The following is a 16,842-nucleotide window of genomic DNA, read 5'->3' on the forward strand; positions in this document are numbered from 1 at the left end:
TCCGGTTCTACTTCCTCCAACCGGACACAACAAGATCAACTTAAGCTACGCGGCATTGGGTCTGGGGCGGAGCCCCAGAAAGCAACCGGAACATGACTACGGCACGCAACCACCTACGGACTCGAAACAGGAACCCGCCAACGCACCAGGGGGACGACCCACCCCAACCGGCGCGCCCCCAACAAGAAGTCCGTCAGGCGAGCGCCTGCCACCACCCGTCAACCTCCCCAGGAGCGTCAACATCCACCCGCTCCCCAGGCCGAGGCACCGCCAACTTCAACCCCCGCCCCTTGGCCTCCCGCCAAACCCGATCCACAGGCTCAGTCCAAGGATGCAACGCCAGGTTGAACGTCGCCCAGTGCACGGGAATCAACAACCCGCCCCCGAGATCCTCAAACGCCTGAACCCCTTCCTCAGGCGTCATGTGGATGTCAGGCCAAGCATCCCCATACGCACCAACCTGCATCAGCACAACGTCAAAGGGCCCATGCGCAGCCCCGATGGCCGTGTAGCCGGGGAAGTACCCGGTATCCCCGCTGTAGAACACCGAACGCCCCGCACGCTTGATCACCCAGGAGGCCCACAACGTCACGTTCCTCTGCACCGACCGCCCGGAGAAGTGTTGCGCCGCAGTGCAGGTGAGCGTGAACCCGTCCACGGAGTACGACTCGTCCCAGTCGAGCTCGACCACACGATCAGCAGGAACATCCCACCGAGCAAGGTGAGCCCCGAGCCCCAACGGCACCACGAAGATCGCAGAGGTCGACCGCGTCAACGCCTGCACGGTCTCCATGTCGAGGTGGTCGTAGTGATCATGCGAGACCACCACGGCGCTCAGCGAGGGCAAATCCGACAAATCATGCGGAACCGGATGCAGTCGCCGAGGCCCGACGTGCGCGGAAGGCGAGACCCGGTCGCTCCACACGGGATCCACCAGCACCGCGGCACCGTCGATCTCGATCAACGCCGACGCGTGCCCGTACCAGGTGACGTGCAGCCCCGACGTCACCGGCGCGGCAGGTCCGACCAGCGGCACCGCGGCCGACGGCTTCCGGTCCGCGCCGCCGAAGATGAAGTCGCGCAAGGAGAAGGAGTCGCGGTCGGGGACCGTGCTGACCACCTTGTCGTTGTGGAACTTGCCGTCGCGGTAACGCGGTGAACGCGCCATCCGAGCCGGATCCGGCTTGCCGCCCAGCTGCCTCGGCACGTCCCGCAACGCCCACGCCACGCCCGCCAGTCCGAGCAGGCCGGCCAACGCCTTCTTCATGATCGAACCCTCTTCCCTGACCCCGTGCCCGGTGCAACGCACGAAATGGTCGTCGAGTTCCACCCCGCTCGCAGAACGATGAAGGGCTCCTTCATCCACCTCACGTGGATGAAGGAGCCCTTCATCGCAAACCATCGCAAGCCTGAGCTACTCCAGGACGATCAACAGGTCGCCGCCCTCCACCTGCTGGGCGCCGCGCAACGCCAGGCGCTGCACGCGACCGGCCTTGGGGGCGGTGATCGCGGCCTCCATCTTCATGGCCTCGATCGTCGCGACGGTCTGACCGGCCTCGACGGAATCGCCCTCGGCCACCGCCGCCGTCACCACGCCCGCGAACGGGGCCGCGACGTGGTTCGGGTTGCTCCGATCCGCCTTCTCCGCGGCCGGGATGTCGGCCGCCACGGAGCGGTCGCGGACCTGGATCGGGCGCAGCTGGCCGTTCAGGGTCGCCATGACCGTGCGGATGCCGCGCGCGTCGGCCTCGGAGATGGCCTCCAGGCCGATCAGGAGCCGGACACCCGGCTCCAGGTCGACGGAGTACTCCTCACCGGGACGCAGGCCGTAGAAGAAGTCCTTGGAGCGCAACACCGACGTGTCGCCGTAGGCCTCGCGGTGAGCGAGGAACTCCTTGGTGGGCGCCGGGAAGAGCAGGCGGTTCAGCGTCGCGCGGCGGTCGTCGACGAGGCCCGCCTCGTCCTCCGGCGAGAGCTCCTCGATCGGCTTCGGGGCCGGGCGGCCTTCCAGCGCCTTCGAGCGGAACGGCTCCGGCCACCCGCCGGGCGGGTCGCCCAGCTCGCCGTGCAGGAAGCCGATCACCGACGCCGGGATGTCGTACTTGCCGGGGTCGGCCTCGAAGTCCTTCGGTGAGACGCCCGCGCCGACGAGGTGCAGCGCGAGGTCGCCGACGACCTTGGACGACGGCGTCACCTTCACCAGGTGGCCGAGCATGCGGTCGGCGGCCGCGTACATGGACTCGATCTCTTCGAACTTCTCGCCGAGACCGAGCGCCACCGCCTGGGTGCGCAGGTTCGAGAGCTGTCCGCCGGGGATCTCGTGGTGGTACACGCGGCCGGTCGGGCCGGGGATGCCGGACTCGAACGGCGCGTAGATCTTGCGCACGGCCTCCCAGTACGGCTCGAGGTCGCACACGTTCTGCAGGTTCAGGCCCGTGGCGTGCTCGGTGTGGTCGGTCAGCGCCACGATCGACGACAGCGGCGGCTGCGACGTCGTGCCCGCCATCGACGCCGTCGCGCCGTCGATCGCGTCCACACCCGCCTGGATCGCGGCGAGGTACGTGGCCAGCTGGCCGCCCGCCGTGTCGTGCGTGTGGAGGTGGACCGGGAGGTCGAACTCCTTGCGCAGGGCCGAGATCAGGCGAGCCGCGGCAGGAGCCCTCAGGAGGCCCGCCATGTCCTTGACCGCCAGCACGTGAGCACCCGCGCCGACGATCTGCTCTGCCAGCTTGAGGTAGTAGTCCAGTGTGTACAGACGTTCGTCCGGGTTGGACAGATCGCTCGTGTAGCACAAGGCGACTTCGGCGACGGCCGTTCCGGTTTCGCGCACGGCCTCGATCGCCGGGCGCATCTGCTCGACGTCGTTCAGCGCGTCGAAGATCCGGAAGATGTCGATGCCGGTGTCCGTCGCCTCCTGCACGAACGCCTTGGTGACCGCCTCCGGGTACGGCGTGTAGCCGACCGTGTTCCGTCCGCGCAGCAGCATCTGCAGGTTGATGTTCGGCACGGCCTCGCGCAGCGCGGCGAGCCGCTCCCACGGGTCCTCCGCGAGGAACCGCAGCGCCACGTCGTAGGTCGCGCCGCCCCAGCACTCCAGGGACAGCAGCTCGGGCGTCATGCGCGCGACGTGCGGCGCGACGGCGAGCATGTCCTTGGTGCGCACTCGCGTGGCCAGCAGCGACTGGTGCGCGTCGCGGAACGTCGTGTCCGTGACGCCGACGGCCTTGCTCTCCCGCATCCACCGCGCGAAGCCCTCTGGCCCGAGCTCGACGAGCTTCTGCTTCGACCCGGCGGGCGGCTCGGTGTTCAGGTCGACGACCGGCAGCTTCTCGCGCGGGTCGACGGCGGTCGGGCGCGGGCCGTTCGGGTGGTTGACCGTGACGTCCGCGAGGTAGGTCAGCAGGCGCGTGCCGCGGTCGGCCGAGTGGCGCGCCGTCAGCAGGTGCGGGCGCTTCTCGATGAACGACGTGGTGACGCGGCCCTCGAAGAAGTCCGGCTCGTCCAGCACGGCCTGGATGAACGGGATGTTCGTGGACACACCGCGGATGCGGAACTCGGCGATCGCGCGGCGCGCACGGGCGACGGCGAGGCCGAAGTTGCGGCCGCGGCACGTGAGCTTCACGAGCATCGAGTCGAAGTGGGGGCTGATGGCCATGCCGGCACCGGCCGTGCCGCCGTCGAGGCGGATGCCGGAGCCACCGGGCGAGCGGTAGGCGCTGATCGTGCCGGTGTCCGGGCGGAAGCCGTTGGCCGGGTCTTCCGTGGTGATGCGGCACTGCAGCGCGGCGCCGCGCAGCTGGACGGTGTCCTGGGACAGGCCCAGGTCCTCGAGCGTCTCGCCGGCCGCGATGCGCATCTGCGACTGCACGAGGTCGACGTCGGTCACCTCCTCGGTGACCGTGTGCTCGACCTGGATGCGCGGGTTCATCTCGATGAAGACGTAGTTGCCCTGCGGGTCGAGCAGGAACTCGACGGTGCCCGCGTTGCGGTAGCCGATGTGGCGGGCGAACTTCACCGCGTCGTTGCAGATGCGCTCGCGCAGCTCGGGGTCGAGGTTCGGCGCCGGCGCGATCTCGATGACCTTCTGGTGGCGCCGCTGCACCGAGCAGTCGCGCTCGAAGAGGTGGATCACGTTGCCCTGGCCGTCGGCGAGGATCTGCACCTCGATGTGGCGCGGCTCGACGACGGCCTGCTCGAGGAACACCGTCGGGTCGCCGAACGCCGACTCCGCCTCGCGGGACGCCGCTTCGAGGGCTTCGCGCAACGCGGCCGGGTCGTCGACCTTGCGCATGCCCCGGCCGCCACCACCGGCGACCGCCTTCACGAAGACCGGGAAGCGCATCGACTGCGCCGCCTCGAGCAGCTCGTCGATGTTCGACGACGGCGGGCTCGACTCCAGCACCGGCAGGCCGGCCTCGCGGGCGGCGGCGATGGCGCGCGCCTTGTTGCCCGTCAGCTCCAGCACCTCGGCCACGGGGCCGATGAACGTCAGACCCGCCTCTCGGCAGGCCATCGCCAGCTCGGGGTTCTCGGAGAGGAAGCCGTAGCCGGGGTAGATCGCGTCGGCACCCGCCTTGCGGGCCGCCTTGATGATCTCGTCGACGGAGAGGTACGCGCGGACGGGATGTCCTGGCTCTCCGATCTCGTACGACTCGTCCGCCTTCAACCGGTGCAGGGAGTTGCGGTCTTCGTGAGGGAAAACGGCGACCGTTCCCGCGCCCAGTTCGTAGGCGGCCCGGAACGCGCGAATCGCGATCTCGCCGCGGTTGGCGACAAGAACCTTGCGGAACATCCGTAGCCCTCCCGGAGTTACTCGACGGTCAGTTCGGGCACGTTACCGTGCGACTCTTGCCTGTTGGGAGGACTGTCTCACGTGATGGGTGTCATCGTGATCGGTCTTGCTGGTGAGGATTCTCGCGGTTTGAGAGCTAGGTTGATACCCACCACCCGGTCAGACTCCGGCCGGTAGTGGGTTTAACCAGATCGAGTGACGATCTTGGGAACTATCTCGGTAGGGTGAGCCATATGGCCGGGGCTGATGGAGCCGGGCAGCCTACTGCCCGCACACCGCATTTCGACGTTGTCCTTCGTGGTTACAACCAGCGACAGGTGAACGAACGGGTCACGCGCCTGGAGTTCGACCTGAAGAACTCGAACCGCGCCCGCGACGCCGCAGCCGCGCAGGTCGGCGAGCTCACCAAGCTGCTGAACTCGATGCGCGCCGATCTCGACAAGACCAAGATGCAGCTCCAGAACCTGGCCAACAGCCCTGTGAGCGCGTCGAACGTCACCGAGCGTGTCCGCGTGATGATGTCGCTCGCCGAGGAAGAGATCGCGGACATCCGCAAGGACGCCCTCGACAAGGCCGCCGCCACGCGCGCCGAGGCCGAGAAGCAGGCCGCCGAGCAGCGCGAGCAGCACAACCGCCTGCTCGCCGAGACCGAGGCCCGCCGCAAGCAGCTGGAGGTCGCCCACCAGCAGCGCACGACCGAGCTGGAGAAGCAGTTCGCCGAACGCAGGGCCGAGCTCGAGGCCGAGCACGAGGCGTTGCGCGCGAAGCTGACCGCCGAGCACGAGGCCCTGGTCGCCGAGGTGCGCGCCGAGGGCGAGCGCGTGGCAGCCGAGTTCGAGCAGAAGTCGGCCGACCTGGACGCGCACCGCGTGGAGCTCGACCGGAAGTACAAGGCGTACCACGACGATCTCGACAAGGAGTACGACGGCCTCAAGGCGACGCTGACCGCCGAGCACACGAAGGTGCTGGCCGACGCGCGCGCCGAGGCCGAGCGGATCGCCGCCGAGTCCGAGGCCACGCGCGTCGACGCGCTGCAGAAGCTCGACGAGGCGCTCAAGGCCAAGCAGGCAGAGGCCGAGAAGGCGCTCGCCGAGCTCGAGGCCGAGTCGCTCGCCCGCGCCGAGAAGACCACCTCCGAAGCCACCGCGAAGGCAACCGCCCTGGTCAGCGAGGCGGAGGAGAAGGCAGCGACCGTGCTGCGCGAGGCCGACGAGAAGGCGCGGACGACCGTCGCCGAGGCCACGGAGAAGGCCGAGAAGGTCGTGCGCGAGGCGGACGAGAAGGCCACCACGCTGGTCCGCGACGCCGAGGCCAAGACCTCGGCCCTGGTCCGCGAGGCCGAGGAGAGGTCCGCGGCCGCCGTGGCCGAGGCCGACCAGCGCGCCGCCGCGGCAGCCGAGAAGGAGGCGTCGCTGCGTGCGGCGCACGACAACCTCGCCACGCAGTTCCACGCCGCGCAGGCCGCGGTGGAGGCGGCGATGTCGGTGCTGAAGCCGCTGGAGGACGGGTCCAACGGCACGGACGACTTCACCGGCACGGACGGCTCGGTCGGCTCGGACGGCTCGGTCGGCTCGGTCGGCTCCGAGGACGGGGAGAAGACCCAGCAGCTGCCCAAGCCGCGCTAGTCGTTCGGGAACGGCGGCAGGTCGCCGGTGGCCCAGCTGGTGTAGCACTTGCCGTTCGACGCGTAGTCGCTCGCGAACCCGATAAGCGACCTCCCGTCGAGCGACGCGACCCCGGCGGGGTGGAAGTTGGGGCAGAGGTCGTCCCGCGCGCCCGGCACCGCCACCGGCGCGGGAGCCTCGTACCAGCCGTCCCTGCCGCCGTTCTCCGAAATGAAGACGGTCCTGCCGTTGCCGGGATCGACCTTGCCGTCCGCGCCCATCAGCATCTGTCCCATGAGGATCACCCGCCCGCGCTCCGTGCCGTTGGGCGCGAGGGCGATCGACGGCGTGTGCGCGAAGTACCGCCCGCTCTTCGTGACCGGCCGGTTGCCGAACCAGGCAGGGTCACCCCAGCTGACGCCGTCCGGCGACGTGCGGTGGAACGCCTCGCAGAAGTACTGGTCGGGCTGCCCGCAGATCTCGTACATCAGGTAGAACTCACCCGTCGGCAACCTCTTCACCTGCGGCATGCCGGGCCGGTACCCGCGCGGCCGCACCGCGACGACCTTCTCCTTGGCCGACCAGGTGATCCCGTCACTCGACACGGTGCGGCCGATGTACTGGCTGTGCACGGCGTCCTCGGACTCGTCGGAGAAGTAGCAGTGCAGCCTGCCGTGGGCGTCCACCGAGAGGTCGGGTTCCCAGAGCCCGTACGGGTTCGTGGCCCGCGCGCACTCCGACAGGTACCGCCACGTCTCGCCGCCGTCGTCGCTGCGCCAGATGCGGGCCTTCATCGTCTCCTCCCGCAGGCCGGCCGACCCGGCCCACAGCACGGTGCCCGCGGGCATGTCGCCCACCTGGCGCGGTAGCTCGTAGAGGTGGCCGCAGCACAGCACCCAGCGGCTCGTCGGGTCGCTGAACGTGCTGAGCTTCTGGAACTTCTTGCCGGAGCGGCCGGCGCGCAGCACGTCCACCGACGCGTACCGGTGCAGCGCCACCAGGATCTCGCCCTTGTGGGAGCCGTGTTCCAGGCGGATGGCGTGCGGGTAGCGGGACTCGTCGCCGGTCAGCAGGCCGGGCTTCGCGAGCGCGGGGGTGGGCAGGAGGGTGAGGACGGCGACGAGCGCGGTGATGATCATGCGGCGCACGGGTGGAAGGTACGGCGCCGGTTGGGGGTCACTGGTGGGTGGCGCGCGAACACTTTCGGGTGGAGCGCGGCGGGCGGGAGGTGGATGGGGAGGGGTGGCGGACGGGTGGTGGGACGCGGCCACGACAGCACCGCGACGCGCGGCCACCACGGCACTGCGGCGCCGCAACCACGCCCGGCCACCCAGCACCGGAGCGTCGCGGAACCGGGGCGCCGCAACGCCTCAACAACCGGTGCGCCGCTACGCCTTCTCCAGGAAGTCCGCTCTCTCCTCCGTCAGCAGCGTGGCCACCATGCCCGCCAGCCCAGGGTGCTTCTCCAGGTCCGGATCCGCGTCCACCACCGCCTGCGCCGCCACGCGGGCCTCGGTGATGATGTCCTCGTCGCGCAGCAGCGAGAGCATCTTCAGGGCCGAGCGGCGGCCCGACTGGGCAGCGCCGAGGATGTCGCCCTCGCGGCGGAGTTCCAGGTCGAGCTGGGCCAGTTCGAAACCGTCCAGAGTGGACTCGACGGCGCGGAGGCGTTCCATCGTGGCCGTCATCTCCGGCATCTCCGTCACCAGGAGGCACAGGCCGGGAGCGCTGCCTCGGCCCACGCGGCCGCGCAGCTGGTGGAGTTGCGAGACGCCGAAGCGGTCGGCGTCCATGATGGCCATGACGGTGGCGTTCGGGACGTTGACGCCCACCTCGATGACCGTGGTGGCGACCAGCACCTGGATCTGGTTGGCCGCGAAGGCTCGCATCACCGCGTCCTTCTCGTCCGGGGGCATGCGGCCGTGCAGGATTTCGACGCGCAGGCCGCGCAGTGGGCCCTGGACGAGCATGTTCGCCACGTCGATCACGGAGAGCGCGGGGCGCTTGTCCTCGTCGTCGGACTTGGCGGGCTCCTCGTCGCCGATGCGCGGGCAGACGAAGTAGGCCTGGTGGCCCGCGGCGACCTCCTCGCGCACGCGGGCGAACGCCCGGTCCAGCCAGGCCGGTTTTTCGCGGACCGGGACCACCGAGGTCTTGATGGGTGAGCGGCCGCCGGGCAGTTCGCGCAACGCGGAGACTTCCAGGTCGCCGTAGACGGTCATCGCCACCGTGCGCGGGATCGGGGTCGCCGTCATCACCAGGACGTGGGGGTTCTCCGCCGCGCCGCGGGCGCGCAGGGCGTCGCGTTGTTCCACGCCGAAGCGGTGTTGTTCGTCGACGACGACCAGGCCCAGCGAGTGGAACTCGACCTTGTCCTGGATGATCGCGTGCGTGCCGACGACGATGCCCGCCTCGCCGGTCACGATGTCGAGCAGGGCCTGGCGGCGCTGGGCCGTGTTCATCGAACCCGTCAGCAGCGTGACGCGGGTGGCGACCTCGGCGCCGCCCAGCTGGCCGGCCTGGGCGAGGTCGCCGAGCATCTCCTGGAGTGAGCGGGCGTGTTGTGCGGCAAGGACTTCCGTGGGTGCGAGCATCGCCGCCTGACGGCCCGCGTCGACCGCCTGAAGCATCGCTCGCAACGCGACCATGGTGTTGTGGGTGACGACGAAGTGGTCGGTGACGTACAGCTGGTCCGGGTGAGCGATGGAGATGCATTGGACCGGTTTTCGTCCAACGAACTCGACAGCGCGGATCGCTCGCACGGGCTTCTCGTACGTGGTGCGTACCTTGACCAGCTCCGCTTTCCGGGCGAGGCGGAACGGTGGGAACTCGTTCGGAAGGCGAACACTGACCAGGTAGTAGGTGTTGCCCATTTTGCTGACCGGGCGGACCCGTCCAGTGCCTCCGAGCGACTCGGCCAACCAGGACACCTGCTCGGCGAGCCGCTGCGACGCTGACAGGAAGGTGACGTTGGAGCCCCGCTTGCGGTCGAGCGTGCCGTCTGTGTCCAGCAGACCTTGCAACAGTGCATGGCGAACCTTGACCGGAGCTACGAGGTAGTTCTCCGGGAGGAAGTTGTCCCTGGCACGATGCCCGTAAACCCCGAGCTCACGCAGTGCGTTGAGAACAGGGTTCGTGCCCTTGCGGCATCCGTTCACAAACCAGTCGTACTTGTTCGCCCAAGCAGGCTTGGCGAGGTGTGCCCCCTTGGGGAGGGCGGCCATCAGTTCGACGAGCAGTTCTGGATCAGCAGTGGTGAACATGACCCTGCCGTTGAGCAGCGAACCGTCGCCGATCAGCAATCCCAGCACGTACGGGTCCAGTGGCCGTTCTGTGAGGCAGTCCAACTCGGGCGCGGCCGCCATGGGCAGATGCCACTTCGACGCGCCGTTCGACGTTGTTAGGTCGTCGCGGATCTCACGCAACGTCAACACTTTGAGTGGATTTCCACGACTCCGGCGCACCGTGGTGTTCACGGCCCACAGGTGATCCAGGTCGGACTCCACGCTGCGCCCGTCTGAAAGCACAACGCGGTAGACGTCCCTCTCGCCCTGGGGAAAGACGCCGGTGACAACGGTGATCTCGCCGTTCGCCGCGATCACCTCGTCCCCGACCCGAACATCGCCCATCCGCACGAAACCGCTGGGCGTAAGCACCAGGGAGTCCAGTGGTTGAGCCTTGCCCGACCCCACCTCCCCTTGCAGGAGGCGGTTCATCGGCACCGTGCCTTCGAGGTCGGACGCGATCTGCTCGCCCACCTCCACCTGGCCCGCCGTCAGCTTGAACGGCAGGCGCGCGTCGAACGCGTCGAGGATGCCGCCGGACTTGCGCGCGCACGACGGGGCCGGGCGGGCCGTGGAGGCCTTGCGGCGCTGGGCCAGGGCCAGCTGCACGGCCAGCGCCTCGTCCCACTTCAGGCGTTGCTGCGCCACGGCGATCTGCGCCCAGCTCTCGGGGCGGTGGATCGCCCGCAGCGCCTCCTCCAGCCCGATCAGGCCGTGCTCGGAGCGAAACGAAGCCGGCAGCGGGTCCTCCGGCACGCCGTCCCAGATCTCCAGCAGCTGCTTCACGCAGTTCGCGATGTTCCACGTGTTGATGTGCTGCGAGGCCGGGTAGACGGGCAGGAACGCCTGCAGGAAGTCGGATCCGTCCGACTCCGGGGTGAGGATCTCGAACGCCGGGTGCACCAGCTGCAGGTTCTTCTTGTAGCGGCCGACCTTGCCCGCGAACAGGCCGCGCGTGCCCGGCAGCAGTTCCTTCTCCGCGACGAAGGCGACCTTGCCGAAGAAGACCAGGTGCAGCTCCGAGGTGCCGTCGGTGATCACGGCCTCGGTCAGCTGGCCGCGGCGCGAGGCCATCTTGCGCATGGTGCACTTGCGGACCTCGGCCTGCACCGTCACGTGCTCGTCGATTTCCAGCGACCTGATGTCGGTCAGCTTCCCGCGCTCGTCGTAGCGGCGCGGGTAGTGGCGCAGCAGGTCACCGACCGTCGTGAGGCCGAGGCCGGTCTCCAGTGCGTCGGCGGTCTTCTTGCCGAGCAGCGGCTGCAGCTTGTCGTCGAAGGAGATCATCGCGTCCCATTGAACTACTCGACACCGACAAAAATGACCGTGTCCGGCTGGCCGCCCGGATAAGCCGTCACCTCGACCTCCGGATGGGTCACCCGCAGGTGGTCCTCCACCACGTCGGCGAGGCCGGACGGGGCGTCGGCGCCGAGGATCACCGTCACCAGCTCGCCACCGCCGGTCAGCATGCGGTCGATCAGGCGGCAGGACAGGTCCATCAACGACTCCGGCGTGGCGGGACCCGGTTCGATCAGCACGACCTCGCCGTCCAGCATGCCCAGCAGGTCGCCCGGCTGGCAGCGGCCCACCCACGTGATGGCCTCGTCGGCGGCGATGGACAGCTCGCCACGGCGCGTGGCGGCGGCGGCCTCGGCCATGGCGACAACGTCGTCACCAGCGCGACGGGACGCGTCGTGCACGGCCAGCGCGGCGAGGGCCTGCACGGGTGAGAACGTCGGCACCACCACCACGTCCTGCCCTGCGGCCTGCGCGTACGCCACGGCCTCGTCGAGAGCCTCGCGAATGTCCGGATCGCCTGGCAGCACCGCGACGTGACGCGCGCGCGTCGACACGATGGCCGACAACAGGTCCGTGGGCGTCGCCGATGTGGAAGCCAGGTCGAACACCGTGGCGCCTTCCGCCCGAAACAGGTCCACGGCGCCGCTCACCACCACCACGATCGCCCTGTCACGCACGAACCGCGAAGCCTGGGCCGCGATCTGGTCGGCGAACCGCGCCACCGTGATGCGGTGCGGACGACCGGCACGCACACCCGCCTCGATGGCCGCGCCGATGTCGTTGCAGTGCACGTGCACCGTCCACAGAGAAGCGCCGTCACCGACGACCGACACGCAGTCGCCGAGCAGGTTCAACGACGTGCGCAACTCCCCGGCCGCCTCCTCCGAGGTGCCGTCGAGCAGGTACATGACCTCGTACTCGAACTCCGAGGACCCGCTCTCGCGCTCGGTCGTCAGCGACTCGGGCGTGCGCGGCAGCAGCGGCGCGTCCATCGGCGTTTCCACGGTCTGGCCGGTGATCACCGCGGCCAGTGTGTCCAACAACACAACGAGACCGCGCCCACCGGCGTCGACGACCCCGGCCTTGGCCAGCACGGCGAGCTGACGCGGCGTGTCGGCCAACGCGGCGGCACCCGCCCGCGCCGCCGCCATCACCACCTCGTCGAGCTCGTCCGACGGGCAGTCGCGCGCGGCCTCCGCGGCGGCGTGCAGGACCGACAGAACCGTGCCGGGAACGGGCTTGGACACCGCGGCGGTGGCCAGCTCATCGGCCCGATGCAGGGCCTTGCGCAGCGCGGACCCCGTGACGACGGACACCTCCTGCACGGACTCGGCGAGGCCCCTGAGCACCTGCGACAGGATCACGCCGGAGTTCCCGCGCGCCCCGGCCAGCGCGCCGCGGGCCAGCGCCGACAGCGCGTCACCCACCGTGGAAATGGGCGACCGCAGCAGCGCGTCGAGCGCCGACTGCATCGTGTGCAGCAGGTTGGTGCCCGTGTCACCATCCGGCACGGGAAAGACGTTGATCTGGTCGATCGACTCCCGGTTGGCGTCCAACGACCGCACGCACGCGTCCGCCCACCTGCGCACCGCGACCGCATCCATGACCTGCATGGCGGCGAGAGTATCCACCCGGTTTGGTCGCGGGTGAGGCCACCGGCTACCCTGATTGGGTTGCCGTGCCCGGTTGAGGCTTGTGCACGCTTGCGCGCCCACCGGGACGCGAGACACCCGCTTGAGGAACCTGAAGGAGTGGCTGACGTGGCTGCCGTGTGCGACGTCTGTGGCAAGGGGCCGGGCTTCGGCCATTCGGTTTCGCACTCCCAGCGGAAGACGAACCGCCGCTGGAACCCGAACATCCAGTCTGTGCGCGCGAAGGTCTCGGCCTCGCAGCGCCAGCGCATCAACGTGTGCACCTCGTGCCTGAAGGCCGGCAAGGTCGTGCGCGGCTGATAACGCCACAGCTCGTTAGTTCGAGAGGAGCCCGGCTTCGGCCGGGCTCTTCTCGCGTTTCAGGGCCCTGTGCACGAACACCAGGCAGGCGAGGCCGCTGAGCAACGCCCCGGCGCCGCCGAGCGCGAACACCGCCCGCGGCCCCATGAACAGCAACAACACGCCCGCTGCCGCCGTCCCGAGCAGGTTCGCACCGGTCACCATCGACCCGACCGCCGCGAACGCCCGCCCGCGCATCTCGTCGGGCGTGCGCAGCCGCACGATCGCGTTCATCGTCACGTTGTCGACGCCGTTGGAAATGCCGCCGATGAGCCACCCGGTCCCGGCGGCCACGACGTACGGGAACGTGGCCGGGATCAGCACCGCGATCCCCGTGGTGATGCCCGAGATGGCGAGCGCGTAGGCGACCTGCGGAACGGTCTGCAGCCGCGCGGCCAGCCGGTTGCCTGCGAGGATGCCGACCATCCAGCACGCCTGCATCGCGCCCAGCAGGAACTCGTCGCCGTGCAGCACGAACCGCACGAACGCGGGATCGGCCACGTTGATCACCACGACCGCGCCGACGAAGAACGCCAGCCCGACGATCGCCGCGAACAACACGGGATCGCGCCGGACGTGCCGGATACCCGCGAGGGCGCTGGGACGCGCCGAGTGCTCGCCAGAAGGCCTGCGTTCCGAGCGCACGAACGCGAGCAGCGCCGCGTAGAGGAAGAAGGTGACGCCGTCGATGAGCAACGCGGCGGGGTGCCCGAAGATCCCCGCCAGCAACGCGCCACCGGTCACCCCGGCGATGTTGCCGACGCTGCGCGCGGTACCGAGCCACGCATAACCACGCGTCGCTTCTTCCTCGCCCGCGATGTGCGGCACCAGAGCCGACGTCGAGGGCTGGGCGACGGCACGGCCGCAGCCGGAGAGGAACACCAGCGCGACGACGAAGGCCGGCTGACCCATCAAAGGCGCGATGGACGCGATCGCGACGCCCTGGAAGAGCAGCGCGACGATCAGCAGCCTGCGGTTGGGCAGCCGGTCGACGAGCACACCAGCGAGCGGCGCTCCCAGCACGAGCGGCAGCAGTTCGGCGACCAGGATCGCGGCCACCAGCAACGAGCTGATCGGCGTCGCCCAGAACAGCAGCACGAGCAGCGACAGCGAGTTGCCGAACTCGGAGACGGCCGCCCCCGCGGCCGTCAACGTCAGATCACGCCGGGCGTGCAGAGCTACGGGAGCTTCCAGTCGATCGGCTCCGCGCCCTGCTTCTCCAGCAGTTCGTTGGCGCGGCTGAACGGCTTCGAACCGAAGAACCCGGCGTGCGCGGAAAGCGGCGACGGGTGCGCGGATTCGATGCAGGGCAACGGTTCCAGCAGCGGGCGCAGGTTGCGCGCGTTGCGGCCCCACAGGATCGACACGAGCGGGGCGTCACGAGCGGCGAGCGCCTTGATCGCCTGCTCCGTCACGGCCTCCCAGCCCTTGCCCTGGTGGGAGTTGGCCTTGCCGGGCTGCACCGTCAGCGCCCTGTTGAGCAGCAGCACGCCGCGCTCTGCCCACGGGGTCAGGTCGCCGTTGGACGGCAGCGGGTGGCCCAGGTCGTCCGCGTACTCCTTGTAGATGTTGACCAGCGACTTCGGGATCGGCCGCACGTCGGGGGCGACGGAGAACGACAGGCCGACCGCGTGGCCGGGCGTCGGGTACGGGTCCTGCCCGACGATCAGCACCTTCACCTGGTGGAACGGCTGCTTGAACGCGCGCAGCACGTTGTCGCCCGAGGGCAGGTAGGTGCGGCCGGCGGCGACCTCCGCGCGCAGGAACTCACCCATGGCGGCGATCTGGTCGGCAACGGGGGCGAGAGCTTCAGCCCAGCCGGCTTCGACGATTTCGTTGAGAGGACGAGCCACGGCTGTGAACCCTATCTCAATCCAAACGGCGCAGCTTCTCCCGGTACAGACTGATGTTCTGCACATATTTCTCGACGATGAAAGCCCAAGCCCGTTCTGGCACAACATATCCAGCACGCTCGCGGGCAGGAACGCCGAGAACCATCGTGCGTTCACGTACATGACCGTCGAACGAGACCACCGCGCCGGCGCCGACGATCGCGCCCTTCTCGACGATGGAACCGTTGAGCACCACGGATCCCGAGGCGATCAGGCAGTCGTCGGAGACCGTCGCGCCCTCGATGTGCACGTTGTGGCCGATGACGCAGGACGACCCGATGTGCACCGGGTGGACCTCGGTGCAGTGGATCACCGTGCCGTCCTGGATCGACGTGCGCTCGTCCACGACGATGCGGCCGTAGTCGCCGCGCAGCACCGCCTGGGGCCACACCGACGAATGCGCGCCGATGCGGACGTCGCCGATCACCGTCGCATCCGGGTGCACGTACGCGTCCGGGTGGATCTGCGGCGTGTACTCCCCCAACGCATAGATGGCCATGCGGCCGAACCTACAACGGCTTCCCGAAGCAGCGACTCTCCGGGTGGTCCCGGTACACGCCGAAGTTGGCGATCCGCTCGTAACCGCTGGAGGTGTACAGGCCGATCGCCTCCGGCTGGCGGAGACCGGTTTCCAGGATCATCCGCTCCAGACCGGCCTCGCGCGCGGTCGTCTCCAGGTGGGCGAGCACGAGGCGGGAGAGGCCGCGGCCGCGTGCGGAGTCGACCACGTACATCCGCTTGATCTCGGCGGCGCCCTCGATCTCGTCGTTCACCCGCCAGCCACCGCAGGCGACGGGAACGTCGTCGAGGTAGCCGATCACGAAGTAGCCCAGCGGTGGGGCGAACTGCGCGGGGTCGACCGGCGTGACGTCCACGTCGCCGTACCGGTCGACGTAGACCTGCTGGAGGTCGGCGATCATCTTCACCGAGTCTGGATGGTCATACGCGCGGGTGCATAGTTCCACATCCACAAGTTTACGCGCGCCAGTGCTCCCAGCCAGGAGGTTTTTCGTAAACGCGGCCGTCGACCGTCACGCCCTCACCCGCGCGGACCGTGCCGATGGTCGTCCAGCCCTCCGGCACCGCCTTCGGGCCGGGGAACGTGGCCGCGAGAGCGTGATCTTCGCCTCCGGTCAGCGCCCAGTGCCGTGCGTCACCGCCGAGCGCGGAGGCCACGTCCAGCAGCCGCGGGTGCAGCGGCAGCAGCTCGGTGCGGATGTCGATCGCCACGCCCGACGAGTCGGCGATGTGGCCGAGGTCCTGCAGCAGGCCGTCCGACACGTCGATCATCGCCGTGGCGCCCGCCTCCGCGGCCCTTGGCCCCTCCTCGTACGGCGGCTCCGGCGTGCGCTGGGCGTTCACTATCCCGACCGGTGAGCGGAAGCCGCGCCCCAGCACGGCCAGTCCGGCGGCGGCCCAGCCGAGCCGTCCGGTCACCGCGACGACGTCACCGACGAGCGCGCCGGACCTCGTGACCGGCTCCAGACCGTTCATGTCGCCCATCGCGGTGATCGAGATCACCAGTGTGGCGGAGCTGACCATGTCGCCGCCGACGACGCCCGCACCGGCCTTCGCCGCCTCCTCCCAGAGTCCCGACATCACGCCCTCGACGACCGACGCCGGGGTGTCCGCGGGACAGGCGAACCCGACGAGCAGAGCGGACGGCAACGCCCCCATCGCGACGACGTCGGCGAGGTTCACCGCGGCCGCTTTCCGGCCCACCTGCTCGGGTGTGGACCAGTCGAGTCTGAAGTGGACACCCTCGACCAGCACGTCCATCGACGCGACCACCCTGCCGTCGGGAACGGCGACCACGGCCGCGTCGTCACCGGGACCGAGGATGGTCGTCTCGGGTTGCGCCCGACCGGTCGTCACCCGGTGGATGAGATGGAACTCACCCACTTCGGCGACCGTCTCCGCGTCGCGCGGCGGCTCCGGACGCAAAGTTGCCTCCCAATCTGAGCATTCGGAACCCCAACT

11 protein-coding genes and 2 pseudogenes are annotated in these 16,842 nt (G+C 69.3%); 2 read left to right on the forward strand and 11 right to left on the reverse strand.

Features of this window, described 5'->3' with window-relative positions; genetic code table 11:
• Positions 1–193: 193 nt before the first annotated feature.
• Positions 194–1,267: an MBL fold metallo-hydrolase gene (locus tag IEZ09_RS35405; RefSeq protein WP_189258185.1), complete on the reverse strand. Its 1,074-nt coding sequence runs from the start codon at positions 1,265–1,267 to the stop codon at positions 194–196.
• A gap of 147 nt (positions 1,268–1,414) precedes the next feature.
• Positions 1,415–4,792 (reverse strand): pyruvate carboxylase, encoded by a 3,378-nt coding sequence (locus IEZ09_RS35410; protein ID WP_189258186.1) that lies wholly within the window; start codon positions 4,790–4,792, stop codon positions 1,415–1,417.
• 317 nt (positions 4,793–5,109) lie between these two features.
• On the opposite strand from IEZ09_RS35410, the gene IEZ09_RS35415 reads away from it, so the two are divergent.
• Positions 5,110–6,417 carry a coiled-coil domain-containing protein gene (locus IEZ09_RS35415; protein ID WP_229813250.1) on the forward strand — a complete coding sequence of 436 codons (1,308 nt, stop codon included), beginning with the start codon at positions 5,110–5,112 and terminating at the stop codon, positions 6,415–6,417.
• On the opposite strand, the gene IEZ09_RS35420 is transcribed toward IEZ09_RS35415, so the two are convergent.
• The 4 genes and pseudogenes from IEZ09_RS35420 to IEZ09_RS35430 form a co-directional block, all read right to left on the reverse strand.
• Positions 6,414–7,544 (reverse strand): sialidase family protein, encoded by a 1,131-nt coding sequence (locus tag IEZ09_RS35420; RefSeq protein WP_189258188.1) that lies wholly within the window; start codon positions 7,542–7,544, stop codon positions 6,414–6,416. The genes IEZ09_RS35415 and IEZ09_RS35420 overlap by 4 nt on opposite strands.
• A gap of 240 nt (positions 7,545–7,784) precedes the next feature.
• Positions 7,785–9,449 (reverse strand): annotated as a pseudogene (locus IEZ09_RS46935) (helicase-related protein); the annotation flags it as partial.
• A 1,020-nt stretch (positions 9,450–10,469) separates the two neighbouring features.
• Positions 10,470–10,967: pseudogene (locus IEZ09_RS46940) on the reverse strand (OB-fold nucleic acid binding domain-containing protein); the annotation flags it as partial.
• Positions 10,968–10,981: 14 nt separating this feature from the next.
• The gene (locus IEZ09_RS35430; RefSeq protein WP_189258190.1) at positions 10,982–12,592 is read right to left on the reverse strand and encodes a DAK2 domain-containing protein; all 1,611 of its coding nucleotides are present in this window, start codon (positions 12,590–12,592) and stop codon (positions 10,982–10,984) included.
• 147 nt (positions 12,593–12,739) lie between these two features.
• On the opposite strand from IEZ09_RS35430, the gene rpmB reads away from it, so the two are divergent.
• Positions 12,740–12,931, forward strand: a complete 192-nt coding sequence (gene rpmB / locus IEZ09_RS35435) for a 50S ribosomal protein L28 (RefSeq protein WP_030467945.1) — start codon at positions 12,740–12,742, stop codon at positions 12,929–12,931.
• Positions 12,932–12,946: 15 nt separating this feature from the next.
• Here rpmB and IEZ09_RS35440 read toward each other — a convergent pair whose 3' ends face one another.
• From IEZ09_RS35440 to IEZ09_RS35460, 5 genes are read right to left on the reverse strand one after another with little or no spacing between them, the layout of a single operon-like run.
• Positions 12,947–14,122: an MFS transporter gene (locus tag IEZ09_RS35440; RefSeq protein WP_189258191.1), complete on the reverse strand. Its 1,176-nt coding sequence runs from the start codon at positions 14,120–14,122 to the stop codon at positions 12,947–12,949.
• Between the two features lie 26 nt (positions 14,123–14,148).
• Positions 14,149–14,823, reverse strand: coding sequence for a uracil-DNA glycosylase (locus tag IEZ09_RS35445; protein ID WP_229813251.1), 675 nt, complete (start codon positions 14,821–14,823; stop codon positions 14,149–14,151).
• Between the two features lie 16 nt (positions 14,824–14,839).
• Positions 14,840–15,361 carry a gamma carbonic anhydrase family protein gene (locus tag IEZ09_RS35450; RefSeq protein WP_189258193.1) on the reverse strand — a complete coding sequence of 174 codons (522 nt, stop codon included), beginning with the start codon at positions 15,359–15,361 and terminating at the stop codon, positions 14,840–14,842.
• Between the two features lie 10 nt (positions 15,362–15,371).
• Positions 15,372–15,782: a GNAT family N-acetyltransferase gene (locus IEZ09_RS35455; RefSeq protein WP_229813252.1), complete on the reverse strand. Its 411-nt coding sequence runs from the start codon at positions 15,780–15,782 to the stop codon at positions 15,372–15,374.
• Positions 15,783–15,837: 55 nt separating this feature from the next.
• Complete coding sequence (locus tag IEZ09_RS35460) at positions 15,838–16,806, reverse strand: thiamine-phosphate kinase (protein WP_229813253.1); 969 nt, start codon at positions 16,804–16,806, stop codon at positions 15,838–15,840.
• Between the last annotated feature and the right edge of the window lie 36 nt (positions 16,807–16,842).

Origin of the sequence: Lentzea flava (genome assembly GCF_014648475.1) — a bacterium.
GTDB lineage: Bacteria > Actinomycetota > Actinomycetes > Mycobacteriales > Pseudonocardiaceae > Lentzea > Lentzea flava.